The 12,328-nt window shown below is 52.0% G+C and carries 16 protein-coding genes; 2 read left to right on the top strand and 14 right to left on the bottom strand.

The annotated features are described in order from the left end of the window. Window positions 1-8: 8 nt before the first annotated feature. From ccmI to ccmA, 9 genes are read right to left on the bottom strand one after another with little or no spacing between them, the layout of a single operon-like run. Window positions 9-1,220 (bottom strand): c-type cytochrome biogenesis protein CcmI, encoded by a 1,212-nt coding sequence (ccmI, locus tag BZG23_RS07505; protein ID WP_077606549.1) that lies wholly within the window; start codon window positions 1,218-1,220, stop codon window positions 9-11. Continuing rightward, window positions 1,217-1,783 carry a cytochrome c-type biogenesis protein gene (locus BZG23_RS07500; RefSeq protein WP_046074915.1) on the bottom strand — a complete coding sequence of 189 codons (567 nt, stop codon included), beginning with the start codon at window positions 1,781-1,783 and terminating at the stop codon, window positions 1,217-1,219. Before BZG23_RS07500 ends, ccmI begins: the two co-directional genes overlap by 4 nt. Next, on the bottom strand, window positions 1,780-2,331 hold the full coding sequence (locus BZG23_RS07495) for a DsbE family thiol:disulfide interchange protein (RefSeq protein WP_046074916.1): 552 nt from the start codon (window positions 2,329-2,331) through the stop codon (window positions 1,780-1,782). The genes BZG23_RS07500 and BZG23_RS07495 overlap by 4 nt, the downstream gene beginning before the upstream one ends. Further along, the gene (locus BZG23_RS07490; protein WP_077606548.1) at window positions 2,328-4,292 is read right to left on the bottom strand and encodes a heme lyase CcmF/NrfE family subunit; all 1,965 of its coding nucleotides are present in this window, start codon (window positions 4,290-4,292) and stop codon (window positions 2,328-2,330) included. The genes BZG23_RS07495 and BZG23_RS07490 overlap by 4 nt, the downstream gene beginning before the upstream one ends. Continuing rightward, entirely contained in the window at window positions 4,289-4,774 is a 486-nt protein-coding gene (ccmE, locus tag BZG23_RS07485) for a cytochrome c maturation protein CcmE (protein WP_046074918.1), read from the bottom strand. The genes BZG23_RS07490 and ccmE overlap by 4 nt, the downstream gene beginning before the upstream one ends. Next, on the bottom strand, window positions 4,771-4,977 hold the full coding sequence (gene ccmD / locus BZG23_RS07480; protein ID WP_046074919.1) for a heme exporter protein CcmD: 207 nt from the start codon (window positions 4,975-4,977) through the stop codon (window positions 4,771-4,773). The genes ccmE and ccmD overlap by 4 nt, the downstream gene beginning before the upstream one ends. After that, the gene (locus BZG23_RS07475) at window positions 4,977-5,714 is read right to left on the bottom strand and encodes a heme ABC transporter permease (RefSeq protein ID WP_069360739.1); all 738 of its coding nucleotides are present in this window, start codon (window positions 5,712-5,714) and stop codon (window positions 4,977-4,979) included. The genes ccmD and BZG23_RS07475 overlap by 1 nt, the downstream gene beginning before the upstream one ends. A gap of 28 nt (window positions 5,715-5,742) precedes the next feature. Continuing rightward, window positions 5,743-6,411, bottom strand: coding sequence for a heme exporter protein CcmB (gene ccmB / locus BZG23_RS07470; protein WP_046074921.1), 669 nt, complete (start codon window positions 6,409-6,411; stop codon window positions 5,743-5,745). Then, window positions 6,408-7,025 (bottom strand): cytochrome c biogenesis heme-transporting ATPase CcmA, encoded by a 618-nt coding sequence (ccmA, locus tag BZG23_RS07465; protein WP_077606547.1) that lies wholly within the window; start codon window positions 7,023-7,025, stop codon window positions 6,408-6,410. The genes ccmB and ccmA overlap by 4 nt, the downstream gene beginning before the upstream one ends. A 120-nt stretch (window positions 7,026-7,145) precedes the next feature. On the opposite strand from ccmA, the gene BZG23_RS07460 reads away from it, so the two are divergent. Further along, entirely contained in the window at window positions 7,146-7,955 is an 810-nt protein-coding gene (locus tag BZG23_RS07460; RefSeq protein WP_077606546.1) for a hypothetical protein, read from the top strand. Beyond that, complete coding sequence (locus BZG23_RS07455) at window positions 7,955-8,254, top strand: EscU/YscU/HrcU family type III secretion system export apparatus switch protein (RefSeq protein ID WP_327294534.1); 300 nt, start codon at window positions 7,955-7,957, stop codon at window positions 8,252-8,254. The genes BZG23_RS07460 and BZG23_RS07455 overlap by 1 nt, the downstream gene beginning before the upstream one ends. A gap of 21 nt (window positions 8,255-8,275) precedes the next feature. Here BZG23_RS07455 and BZG23_RS07450 read toward each other — a convergent pair whose 3' ends face one another. The 5 genes from BZG23_RS07450 to BZG23_RS07430 are packed head-to-tail and all read right to left on the bottom strand — an operon-like array spanning window position 8,276 to window position 12,324. Beyond that, a complete protein-coding gene (locus BZG23_RS07450; protein ID WP_046074924.1) occupies window positions 8,276-8,710 on the bottom strand; it encodes a DUF2802 domain-containing protein in 435 nt (144 codons plus the stop codon). Beyond that, a complete protein-coding gene (locus tag BZG23_RS07445) occupies window positions 8,710-9,198 on the bottom strand; it encodes a chemotaxis protein CheW (protein ID WP_046074925.1) in 489 nt (162 codons plus the stop codon). The genes BZG23_RS07450 and BZG23_RS07445 overlap by 1 nt, the downstream gene beginning before the upstream one ends. Before the next feature lie 34 nt (window positions 9,199-9,232). Further along, complete coding sequence (locus BZG23_RS07440) at window positions 9,233-10,408, bottom strand: chemotaxis protein CheW (protein ID WP_077606545.1); 1,176 nt, start codon at window positions 10,406-10,408, stop codon at window positions 9,233-9,235. Then, window positions 10,395-11,177, bottom strand: coding sequence for a ParA family protein (locus BZG23_RS07435; protein ID WP_046074927.1), 783 nt, complete (start codon window positions 11,175-11,177; stop codon window positions 10,395-10,397). Before BZG23_RS07435 ends, BZG23_RS07440 begins: the two co-directional genes overlap by 14 nt. 10 nt (window positions 11,178-11,187) lie before the next feature. Then, window positions 11,188-12,324: a protein-glutamate methylesterase/protein-glutamine glutaminase gene (locus tag BZG23_RS07430; protein ID WP_046074928.1), complete on the bottom strand. Its 1,137-nt coding sequence runs from the start codon at window positions 12,322-12,324 to the stop codon at window positions 11,188-11,190. Window positions 12,325-12,328: the final 4 nt, after the last annotated feature.

The following is a 12,328-nucleotide window of genomic DNA, read 5'->3' as shown; positions in this document are numbered from 1 at the left end:
TGTCTTGGTTATTGCTGTTTGTCGATAACCAGTTCAGCCTGGCTGCCCACGCTTACCTCAGAACTCTGCCCAATCCAATCACCTTGCTTGGTGGCCACATTGCCGTCTTGGTCAATCCGCGCCCGAATCACCACCTTATCATACGAGGATAACGCCTGATTAGGATTTAAGCTGTCAGTGTCTGCCAAATCTACAGACAAGGGAAACTTCGATAAAGGCAGGCGCTTGGCCGCGATTGGCATCGGGGAGTTTGCCGATGCATGCGCGGAAATAATCACCACGCCGTCCTGGGGTAACTGCACTTGCTGACCCAGTGCCACTGTTACCGCGACTTTCGCACCATCGGCGCTGTTAAGCGCTAGCTTCGCGCGTGCGATCGACTGATCTAACGTCTGGTTACGCGGATCGTCACTGCCTATCAAGGTTTTCATCGCCTTCCACGTGGCAATGGCATCTTGATATCGCCCTTGCTCGAACGCTTGATAAGCGAGCAACGACATCGCCTGCAGATTAAAGGGATCCGCTTTCACCACGGATTTTAATAAATTCTGCGCCCGCACACTGTCTGCCTCATCACCGGCAAACAACAAGGCTTGCGCCAGCCCGACTTGAACATCAGGTTGTGAAGGCGCCAAGGCATAGGCTTTTTCCATTGCGCCCTTGGCCGTTTCACCGTCTCGATTAGCAAGGCCAATACGACCCAGCAACAGCCACCCTGTACTATCGGTCGGCTCATGCTGCAAGCGCGTGCGCAGCGCCAAGGTTAAGTCTTGCATCTCTTGTTGCGTCAGCGGCTGTTCATTGWCCAGTAGACGCTTGGACAATGACGGTAACTGTTGGGCAGTTTGTTGCCACTGTGCCACTTGGTTGGCACTGCCCTCAATGCCATACAAGCCGAAGCTGACCACCGCTAGTACGACTAAACCTGGCACCCACTGCATCGGCGTCAGGCGCAAATGACGCGCTTGTTTGGCTTTCTCCTTTTCTGGGATATCGTCCAGCAATGACTGCTGCAGATCCTGCCTCAGATCGCGTGCATTATCGATTAAGCCTTCAGCACTTTCCGCTTCAATTTCTTCCACACGGTCAAAGTAAAAGGCTTTATTGAGTGCATCACGGCTCCCCTGATGATCGTGCTCACTTTTTTGCCAAAGGGGCCACAAAAACATCACTGCGCCAAGGACAAAAAACACCAAGGTCGCGCCCCAAAACTCAATCATTTTGGCTCCTTATTTTGCTGGGTTGACGCATGCTCAGATGACGCCGGTTGTTCCGCTTGTCCATCAACGCTCGTTGCTGACGAGCCGTTTGACGACGCATCGGTTTCTTCTGTCGATGACAACAGCGCATCGAGCCGTTGCTGCTCCTCATCGCTCAACGCGTGATTGATGGTCTGCTTGGCACGTCGGCTGCGCACTATCATCACCCCCACGCCAGACATCAGCACCAGCGCAGGCGCCAGCCATAGAATTACAGTTGATGCGGTGACGGGCGGATTGTAAGTCACAAAGTTGCCGTAACGCGCGACCATAAAGCTGCGAATTTCCTCATCCGTCCGACCTTGCTGTAACATTTGGTGCACTTTTTGGCGTAAATCCTGCGCAAGCTCAGCGTTAGAATCGGCAATGCTGTTATTTTGACACTTGGGACAGCGTAACTCACTGGTGAGGGCACGAAACCGAGCCTCTTGCTCGGCCGAGTCGAATTGGTACACGTCAATCGCATTCGCTAACGCCAAGGTCGCGCTCAGCCACAGCACGCTGAGTAGGATCAGTCGCTTCATCCGTCAACCTCCTTCAATGCGTCGAACTTCGGCTTAAGGGTCTCTTGCCAATTACGAGCGTTCACATCACCCACGTGCCGGTACTGAATCACCCCGTTAGCATCAATCAAAAACGTTTCAGGCGCACCGTACACACCCAAATCAAGCCCTAACATCCCATCACCGTCGTACAAACTAATCTGATAGGGGTTGCCCAGATTGTTCAGCCATTTGACCGCTTTTTGCCTATCATCTTTGTAATTAAGCCCAATGATTTTTACCCCTTGCGCCGCCAGTTTATTCAAAAACTGGTGTTCGGCATAACAGGTCGGACACCAGGTTGCCCACACATTAAGCAGCAGTGGCTCGCCCGTGAAAATGGCTTGGTCATACTCCTTGCTCGGGGTTTGTAGATCCTCAAGGTGAAAAGCGGGCACAGGCTTGCCCACTAATACTGACTCTAACTTGGTCGGATCATCCCCTTTGGCGTTGTTGTCGAGTTGAGCGACAAAAAAGCCCGCCAGTGCCGCAAACGCCAATAATGGCAAAAACCAAAGTAACTTCTTCATACGCTGGCCTCCTGCTTCGGTGCCTGCTTGCGACGAAACCGGTAGCGCTTATCGCTGATCGCTAACGCACCACCTAATGCCATGACAATGGCACCAAACCAAATCCAACGCACAAAGGGTTTGTAGTAAAGTCGCATTGCCCATGAGCCATCAGGCAGCTCTTCACCCATGGCAATATAGAGATCACGGGTGAAGCCGCGATCAATCGTGGCTTCTGTCATCATCGAGCGCTGCACGGAATAGAACCGCTTTTCGGCATCCAAATGGTTGATAAAGGTATCACCACGGTATACATCAAACGAGGCCACGTAACCCTGGTAGTTAGGTCCTTGCTTGTCTGATAAGTCCGTAAACTTAAAGGTATAACCTTGCAAAGTGACGCTGCTGCCCGGCGCCATTTTGACATCACGCTCAATGTCATAATTCTCGACCATTGCCACCCCAATAATGGTGATCGCAAGGCCGATATGACCCAGCACCATGGCCCAATGGCTGCGCCCCAGTTTTTTAATCCCTACCGTAAAGGCATGACGATGGGTAGCACGCAAGTGAAGCTCATAGCCATGTAGGAAGGTGATCCACAGCGCCATGGTTACGCCCATTGCCGCCATCGCTTTGAAACTGTCCGCTAAGGTTGCGATGGCACCGACACCTAGAACAACAGCCGCAATACCACTCACGAGCATCGGTTTGGCTAAGGTTGACAGCTTGTCACGCTTCCAGCGAATCAAAGGTCCAATGCCGAGGAAAAAGGCAAACGGTAACATCAGCCACGCAAACAGGAAGTTAAAGAAGGGCTCGCCAATCGACACCGAGCCAAGGCCCAACTGCTTGTGCACAAGCGGCAATAAGGTGCCAATGAGGACGATGACAAGCGCTGTCATTAACAAGGTATTGTTAACCAGCAAGGCATTTTCTCGTGAAATGAACGACACCTTTGTGCGCCCTTTGATCTCAGAGGCGCGCATCGCATAAAGCAGCAATGAACCGCCAATCACCACCACAAGAAAGCCAAGAATAAACAAGCCACGCGCCGGATCGGAGGCGAACGAATGCACTGATACCAGCACCCCGGAGCGCACCAAGAATGTCCCTAATAAGCTAAGTGAGAACGCAGAAATGGCGAGTAATACGGTCCACGCTTTAAAGGTGCCCCGTTTCTCTGTCACCGCCAATGAGTGCATCAAAGCGGTACCCGCCAGCCAAGGCATGAATGAGGCATTTTCGACTGGATCCCAAAACCACCAGCCGCCCCAGCCAAGCTCGTAATAAGCCCACCAAGAGCCGAGCGCGATGCCCAAGGTTAAAAATAACCATGCGGCGGTGGTCCAAGGACGCGACCAGCGCGCCCACGCGGTGTCCAAACGTCCCGCGAGCAGTGAACCAATAGCAAACGCAAAGGCGACCGAAAAACCTACATATCCCATGTACAAAATAGGAGGATGCACAATGAGTCCCGGATCTTGCAACAATGGGTTGAGGTCACGCCCGTCGACGGGGAAATAAGGCAAGGTTCGATCAAACGGGTTCGAGGTAAGAATAATAAACAACAAGAAACCGACCGAAATCATTCCCATCACGGCCAATACCCGTGCGACCGAAGACAACGGCATGCCGCGGCTAAATACCGCCACCGCCACGGTCCAAAGTGCCTGAATCAGCACCCAAAGTAACAGTGACCCCTCGTGCGCCCCCCAAACTGCGGTTAAGCGATAGTACCAAGGCAAGGCGCTGTTGGAGTTGCTCGCGACATAGGCCACCGTAAAGTCGTTGGTATAAAATGCCCAACTCAACGCGATAAAAGAAAACAGCAACATGGCAAACATCCCCAAAGAGAGAGGACGCGCCATTTTCATCATCCCTTCATGGCCCTGATTGGCGCCATACAGCGGATAGAAACTCAATAACAGCGCCAGTCCCAACGACAGGATTAACGCATAATGCCCGAGCTCAACAATCATAACTGACTACCTTGTTTTTGCTCCTCTGTGTATTCAAGCGGCTGATGATTCTTTTCCATCGCCTCGGCTATCTCAGGCGGCATATACTCTTCATCATGCTTAGCCAACACCTCACTCGCTTTCACAGTGCGTGAGTTAACCAGCACGCCTTGGGCGACAATACCTTGCCCCTCCCGAAAAAGGTCCGGCAAAATACCTTCATACGTCACGGTGACGGCGGGACCCACATCGGCAACGTCAAACTGAATTTGCAACGATTCCTGATCGCGCTTCACTGAACCTTCCACCACCATGCCGCCAATTCTTAAGCGCTGGCCCACCTCGGGCTTGCTTCCATCCGGCTTGCCTTGCACGATTTCAGTCGGTGTGTAGAACAGATCCATATTTTGGTTCAAGGCATACAAAACCAAACCGATAGTGGTCGAAACACCAATTAGCAACGCTAACGTGATCCACAACCGTTTTTTACGTCGGGGCGTCATAATGTGTTCTCCAGTGCTTGTGCATCTTTTATTCGCTGCTCACGGGCGATTTGCTGTTTGACCGCTTGCAGGCGTTTTTTATGTGTCCATCGATAACCAAGGATGAGTGCCAGCATCGCAGCCGCCGTGATACCAAATGCGCTCCAGACATAAGCGGCATAGCCTCCCATCGCTAAAAACGCACTAAAACTCTCAAAATGCATTAGTTACCCTCCACCAAAGCGCGCACCCAAGGTCGATGAGACTCTCTTAATAAAATTTGATTACGCAGTCCCATCAAGGTCAAGGCGACAAAAAAGCAGGCAAAGCCTAATAAACAAACAAGTAACGGCCAAAGCATCCCAGGGTCGATCGAGGGGCGGGCAAACTTAGTGATCGTGGCGCCTTGATGCAGCGTGTTCCACCATTCAACCGAAAAGTGGATAATAGGCAGGTTAATCACCCCCACCATCGCCAAGATCCCCGCCGCTTGCGAGGCCGTGCGTGCATCGTCAAACGCGTTATACAAAGCCATGACACCAATGTAGAGGAACAATAGAATTAACTCAGACGTGAGGCGTGCATCCCACACCCACCACGCGCCCCACATGGGCTTGCCCCAAATGGCCCCAGTAACTAAGGCGATAAAGGTGAACACGGCCCCCACTGGTGCAATAGCACCCACCGCCCAATCCGCCATTTTTAACTGCCAAACACGACCAATAAACGCCGCGATGGCCATCGACATATAGGCGCCCATCGACCAAATAGCGGCAGGGACATGAATATAGATAATGCGAAAACTATCGCCTTGTTGGTAGTCTGCTGGCGCGAAGGCTAAGCCCCAAACCATGCCCACAACCAAGCTCAAGCCTGCCAACACAGCAAACCAAGGGAGAAGTTTTCCACACAGCCGGTAGCTCACTTCCGGCTTTGCGTAAGGGTGAAGCCACTTCCACATGACAATTGCTCTACTTCCTGATTAATAATTAGTTCACGCTCACACGCAACGCGGCGGCGATAGCAAAGGGGGCCAGGGTGACGGACCCGGCCAACATGGCGCCAAGGATCGCCAGCTGTCCATTGATGTCTGCACCGAATCCCGCCATATCAATTGCTGAGGTGGCAAAAATCAGTACAGGAATATAAAGCGGGAGGATCAGCAAGCTCAGAAGAACACCTCCCTTGCGAAGACCCACTGTTAAGGCAACCCCGATCGCGCCAACAAAACTCAATGTGGGCGTGCCCAACAATAGGGTCATCACCACCGCTTGATACTGGATCCCATCTAGCGATAGCAATAACGCCAACACTGGGCTGACTAATAACAAGGGCAAGCCGGTCAATAACCAGTGGGCAATGACTTTAGCAATCACTAACAGCGGCAAGGGGACGGGCATCAACATCATTTGCTCAAGCGACCCATCAAGGTAGTCATCACGGAACAAACGCTCAAGTGACAGCAGTGCAGACAGTAATGCCGCGACCCAGATAATGCCGGGGGCGATGGTCTGCAGTAACTGAGGGCCAGGCCCAACACCGAGCGGGAATAAGGTGATCACAATAATAAAAAACCACAAAGGGTTTAGACTATCAGCCGGCTGACGAAAAGCGACTTTTAACTCTCGGCGAATAATCAACCACATCGCTTTGATCATTGCGCCCCCAAACGAATACGACGCAATAGCGGGTGACCCACAAACATGTCCTGGTGAGTGGTAAATAGCACCATTCCGCCTTGTTGCACATGCCGCTCAAACACAGCTTCAAGCACTTTCACACCTTGTTTATCAATCGCCGTCAGCGGCTCATCGAGAATCCACAATCTCCGGTCACTTAACCAAAGCCGTGCGAGGGCAACGCGCCGGTTTTGTCCCGCAGACAGCTGTCCCGCGGGGATATCCTCACGCCCCGCCAAACCGACCTTGGCAAGTGCTTGCCAAATTGCATCATGATCACACCGTCCATGCATCTGCATGTAATAGGCCAGATTTTCAAACGCGGTGAGTTCGCGCTTGACCCCTGTGGTGTGACCTAAAAAAAGAAGATCGCGATAAAAGGCATCGCGTTGTTGGGTGATCGCCTGCTGCTGCCAACAGACCTCGCCACTGTCCGCCAACCCAAGGCCAGCGATGATACGCAATAATGTGGTTTTGCCTGCTCCATTTGGGCCTTCTACTTGTACGAGATCACCAGGAGCCAGAGAGAATGTCAGCGCATCAAACAACACTCGGTCATCACGAACACAGCTAAGCTGTTTCACTTCCAACATGACAAATGTTGCATCCTGCTTGTGTTACAAAAGTGGACGCATAGTACCACAATGGTCAAAATGACTGTTAGTTACCACAGGGTTGCAAAGTGTGACTCGCGTAAATAATTGTGAGAAACCATGAAGATTGCACCAACCAATCTACAGCATTTGATGGTAAAACCCGCAGCCATCGCCTCACCGTCCTTGCCATCAATCGATGGCCGCGCGCTGTCGCAGGCACAATTTACCCTAATTCATACCGCGGCCAGTACGGGGTTGGCCGATGTGTTAGCCCAGTTACATTTGTTACCCGCACTGACTGCCACCATGAGACAACAGCCGGCATCAACCCAAGCGTTAATGCAATCACTACTTACCGCTTGGACGCTACCCACTCCCAGCCATCAACAGGGAACCAGTTCAGACACCATTGTCCAGTGGCTCACACAACGCCCTGCCGATAAGTTGCTTGCCACACTACTCAAGCAATGGCTCTCGCCCCAGTCAGAGGGCGATAATCTTACGGGTGCATTAAGACTGATGGCCGAGCAAAGAGTGGCTGAGTCATCACGCCCTGGCGAGTGGCAATGGGTATTACCTTTTTCCGATCTCCAGCGGCCGCCCGTTCGTGTCACGGCAAAAAAACAAGGTGAACAAACATCCCCCTCCGCTGAGGAAACGGTTCAGTGGCACGTTCGCCTATATCTTCCCGTTAAGCACCAATTTGTCCGTGCCGACTTAACCTTGTCCAAGCACGAAAGAGCACTCACACTGACCGCACCGACAACGACACTCAAACACCGCATTCATCAAACGCTTGACTGGCTCAGTGAGCGGTTTGCGCATCAAGCGATTGCCTTAGATATAGCGATCAGTGAAGAGATCGATGAAACCGGACCAGAATCAGAGAGTGATGTGCCAGCCGCTGGCATTTCCATGAGGGTTTAATGATGAAAGATAAAAAACGAGCAGTGGCTCTCGGGTATGACGGCTACCATGCCCCAAAAGTCAAAGCAAAAGCCACGGATAAACTCGCACTGGAGCTGATTGAGGCCTTGAGTGAACAAGGCGCACTCATTCATCAAGATGCTCATTTACTCGCCTGGCTAGACCGATTAGATAAAGATGATGAGATTCCACCTGAGCTCTATCGAGTGATTGCCGAATTGATTGCGTACGCTTGGGTACTGGAAGGAAAGACCCCGCCAGGTTGGCAGGGACATACACCGATAGACACCTTGGTATAGGGTATCGGAGAGCTTGGGTGGTTAGCGCTGCTGATTGGCAGCTTGTCGTTTACGCAGATTAAGCAGCAATTCGGCCTCTGCTTTGGGGAGATCACACTCTTGCATTAACTCGTCAACATCCGCGCCCAAATCAACCATTTTACTGGCTCGACTATAGAGACGGCTTTCCGAATCCTGCATTTCAAGCTCAACATGCTTTTCTAACAACTCATCCACATTGGCAGATAAATCGGCAAGCTTCTGCCCCATCCCCATGCTACCTGCTCGCAATTCATTAAATTGCTTCGCTAAGCTGTCATGGCGTTGACGCGCACTCTTGAGCACGGTTTCCATAGCTTGCAGCTTATTCTCTAGTCGCTGCCTGGCACGCTTTTCTGCGCGAAGGCGCCATAAAGCAACGATGGCAAACACCACCGTCACAGCAACAGGCGACCACGTCAGCACAAGCTCCATCATTACAGCATTGCCATCTCATTCCATTCTTCGTCGGTCAACAGCTTGTTGAGATCAACCAAGATAAGAAGCTCGCCATTGCGATTGCTCACGCCTTGAATAAACTTAGCGCTTTCTTCCGTGCCAACACTTGGCGTGGTATCGATTTCTGATGTTTTCAGATACACCACTTCCGCGACGCTATCAACCATAATACCAATCACCTGGGTCTCGGCTTCGATAACGATCACGCGGGTATTATCCGTCACTTCGGTAGAGGCTAAGCCAAAACGTGAACGCGTGTCGATCACGGTGACGACGTTGCCGCGCAAGTTGATAATACCTAATACATAGTCAGGGGCGCCCGGTACGGGTGCAATTTCGGTGTAACGCAGCACTTCACGCACCTGCATCACATTAATGCCGTAGGTCTCTTCTTCGAGCTGAAAAGTAACCCACTGCAACACCTCGTCATTGACGCCTTCTTTTTGAACTTCAGCTACCTGAGACATTGATTTTCCTCTTTACGCGCTGTGTAACTAGTTATTACGCCATCGCCTTGGCGTCAATCCCCTGATTTAACATAGCAATAAATGCTTGAACATGGATCAGAGCACACATTTTTTCTTTTACCATGCCCGCTAGCCAAGGCCGCTTTCCCGCTTGTTTTCGCCAGCGAATCGCTTTGCCACTGAGCGCCTGGGTGCCGAGTAACTGATCACACGCCAGCCCCCACTTACTATCGCCCAGAATCACAATATAATTATAGTCGTCCCTGTGCTGATTATCTGCCAGTTTTTCTGGCATCACCCAGCGAGCGGTATCGACAACATCAAGCTGTTGTTGCTTTTCTGTCTGTAATCCTAGATACCAATCAGGCCGACCGATAAGACGATTGCACTCGCCCAATTGATGAATACCGCCAAGTTCGGCTAAAGGGACCGCGTAGGTCACGCCCATACTTTCAAAGAATAATACCTGAAACTCTGCTTCCGTTTCAGCATTTTCCCATTGAGTAGGAGGAAGATCTTCTCCCGCTTGGGTGTCAGCCTCCACCGTTTCCTGCGTGTGAGCTGCTTGCTTAAGCTCTTCAGTCACCCCGATATCGGCTTCAGGGGCAACGGCGTCGGCCTCTACGCTGACCTCTTCCTCGGTCTCGGTCTCGGTCTCGGTCTCGGTCTCGGTCTCGGTCTCGGTCTCGGTCTCGGTCTCGGTCTCGGTCTCGGTCTCGGTCTCGGTCTCGGTAAGAGTTTCTACCTCAGGGACCGCCTCGTCTACCTGAACCTGCTCCTCAACATCAAGTCCCCAATCGGCCATGGTATAGGTTTCAAGGGTTTGCTCTTGTGCCTCTTCCACAACAGGATCGACAACCTGCTCGGCCGTCTCTTGGGCAACGTCTTCCTCAGTTTGGGTCGCCGTTTTCGCTTCCAGCTCCGCCTCTTCATCGACTTTGAGCTGGGCAAGTAACCGCTCAACTTCCGCCAAGTCACGCTCTGGTTCAGCATACGCGACCGGTTCTGGTGTTACTGCCTCCGTGACAGGTTGTGGCTGAAGCCGTGGAGAAGCATCACCGAGGTACGATGCAGACGACACCTCCGGCGTGGCACGAGCGGGCTCTACAGGCTGTTTGCCTGGTTGGGCTACCTCACCTAAGTCATCCAGCAGGGCCTCAAAGTAATCGTCGAGCGCTTGACCACTGGATAGGGCATTATGCTTGTTCATCCTGCTCCAGTCGCTCCAAATAGGTTAATAGAGTTTTGTAGGCAAATACACCGCGGCAATTTTTCGCATAGAAAGACGCTGGCATATGCTTTAAGCTTGCATCTCGAAACTTAGTATCGATAGGCACGGCTGAGGCCCAGACCTGATCGCTATAGCGAATTTTAAGCTCCTGTAGGGTTTCCAGCGATGCCCGCGTACGCTTGTCGTACATGGTTGGAATGATAGTGAGATTAAAGTTAGAGCTACGAGACTTTTGCATGATCTGCAACGTGCGCATCATACGTTCCAACCCTTTCATCGCCAAAAACTCGGTCTGAACCGGGATCAATACACGATGACTGGCCGCCAACGCGTTGACCATCATCACGCCCAAAATCGGTGGGCAATCAATCAACACATAGTCATATTCGTCAGCCAATGCATCCAGTGCTTTTTTTAGCACCAACCCCATGCCACCCCGGTTCCCCATCACACGGTCTAACGTCGCCAGCGACATGTGTGCAGGAATTAAGTCCATATTCTCAAACTGTGTTTTGACAATGAGCGGCTTCACCGTCTCTTTATTGACAGTTTGTAGTTGAAACAAATCAAACAAGCTCGCTGGCAGCTGCTCTGAATCAAAATTCAAATAGGTCGAGAGAGAAGCGTGTGGATCCGTATCCACTAGCAGGACACGTTTCTTACGTTCACTGATCAATCCTGCCAATGTCACCGTGGTGGTTGTCTTACCAACACCGCCCTTTTGGTTGGCGATACTCCAGACTATCAAGCCCCACTCCTTATTTTAAATTCAGCTCAACCATGATGCGTTCGGCGATCCTCTCCAGCGGTAAGTCTTCCGACGAGATACCCGCTTTCGCCACTGCTTGCGGCATGCCATAAACGACACAGCTTTCCTCGTCCTGTGCCCAGATAGTTGCCCCCGCGCTTTTTAGCATACGTGCGCCCTCTCGGCCATCTGCACCCATACCAGTGAGCACCATCGACAGAACCTTATCGCCATATATTTTAGCGGCGGAGCCAAAGGTCACATCCACACAAGGCTTGTAATTCATCCGCTCGCCGCCGTCGAGAATTTTTAGACGTGCCGCGCCTGGTCTGCCATCAATCATCATTTGCATCCCCCCCGGCGCCAAGTAGGCGTGCCCAGGTTTGAGCGTGTCCCCATCTTTCGCTTCAACGACAGTGATTTTGCTCAGTCCATTCAGGCGCTGCGCAAACGCCGATGTGAATGTGGCAGGCATATGTTGAATCAAAACAATCGGCAGCGGAAAGTTTGCAGGTAGCTTGGTCAGTACTTTTTGCAGCGCAACGGGGCCACCGGTCGACGTACCAATCGCCATCAATTGGTAACGTTTACCTGTGGCGGTAAATCGCGCTGGCGCCTTGGACGGCGCACTCGTCCCCACCGCAGGGCGGGACGCTGGGCGCGCAGGCGTGCGCACACCGCCCGATGGCGAAGCCGTTTGCCCAGTACTGCCTGGGGAGGATGGGCGCGTCGCACGTCGAAGTACCGGCCGTTTACGCGCAATTTCGAGTACGCGCTGTTGCAGTAAACTGGTCGCTTCTTCGCGATTGCGAGCGATGTCCTCAAACTTTTTAGGAAGAAAGTCGAGCGCCCCAGCTTCAAGTGCATCTAACGTGGCTTTCGCCCCATCATGCGTCAACGATGAAAACATCAAAATTGGTGTGGGCGTTTGCGCCATGATCTGGCGCACCGCCGAGATACCATCAAGTACTGGCATCTCCACATCCATAGTGACAACGTCAGGCTTGAGTTGGGCGGTTTTTTCCACCGCTTCCTTGCCATTCACTGCACTATCAATGACCTCCATTCTCGGATCGGCATTGATGATTTCACTAACACGGCGACGGAAGAAACTGGAGTCATCTACCACCAATACTTTTACTGCCATGGGC

Origin of the sequence: Salinivibrio sp. ML290 (assembly GCF_001995695.1) — a bacterium.
Lineage (GTDB): Bacteria > Pseudomonadota > Gammaproteobacteria > Enterobacterales > Vibrionaceae > Salinivibrio > Salinivibrio siamensis.
The sequence above is the reverse complement of the archived record's forward strand: the minus strand, read 5'-3'. Positions and strand labels throughout refer to the sequence as shown.

Coding starts and splice junctions, on each gene's coding strand:
- BZG23_RS07500 (WP_046074915.1), bottom strand. CDS start 1,783: ATGAAGCGACTGATCCTACTCAGCGTGCTGTGGCTGAGCGCGACCTTG.
- BZG23_RS07495 (WP_046074916.1), bottom strand. CDS start 2,331: ATGAAGAAGTTACTTTGGTTTTTGCCATTATTGGCGTTTGCGGCACTG.
- BZG23_RS07490 (WP_077606548.1), bottom strand. CDS start 4,292: ATGATTGTTGAGCTCGGGCATTATGCGTTAATCCTGTCGTTGGGACTG.
- ccmE (WP_046074918.1), bottom strand. CDS start 4,774: ATGACGCCCCGACGTAAAAAACGGTTGTGGATCACGTTAGCGTTGCTA.
- ccmD (WP_046074919.1), bottom strand. CDS start 4,977: ATGCATTTTGAGAGTTTTAGTGCGTTTTTAGCGATGGGAGGCTATGCC.
- BZG23_RS07475 (WP_069360739.1), bottom strand. CDS start 5,714: ATGTGGAAGTGGCTTCACCCTTACGCAAAGCCGGAAGTGAGCTACCGG.
- ccmB (WP_046074921.1), bottom strand. CDS start 6,411: ATGATCAAAGCGATGTGGTTGATTATTCGCCGAGAGTTAAAAGTCGCT.
- ccmA (WP_077606547.1), bottom strand. CDS start 7,025: ATGTTGGAAGTGAAACAGCTTAGCTGTGTTCGTGATGACCGAGTGTTG.
- BZG23_RS07460 (WP_077606546.1), top strand. CDS start 7,146: ATGAAGATTGCACCAACCAATCTACAGCATTTGATGGTAAAACCCGCA.
- BZG23_RS07455 (WP_327294534.1), top strand. CDS start 7,955: ATGATGAAAGATAAAAAACGAGCAGTGGCTCTCGGGTATGACGGCTAC.
- BZG23_RS07450 (WP_046074924.1), bottom strand. CDS start 8,710: ATGATGGAGCTTGTGCTGACGTGGTCGCCTGTTGCTGTGACGGTGGTG.
- BZG23_RS07445 (WP_046074925.1), bottom strand. CDS start 9,198: ATGTCTCAGGTAGCTGAAGTTCAAAAAGAAGGCGTCAATGACGAGGTG.
- BZG23_RS07440 (WP_077606545.1), bottom strand. CDS start 10,408: ATGAACAAGCATAATGCCCTATCCAGTGGTCAAGCGCTCGACGATTAC.
- BZG23_RS07430 (WP_046074928.1), bottom strand. CDS start 12,324: ATGGCAGTAAAAGTATTGGTGGTAGATGACTCCAGTTTCTTCCGTCGC.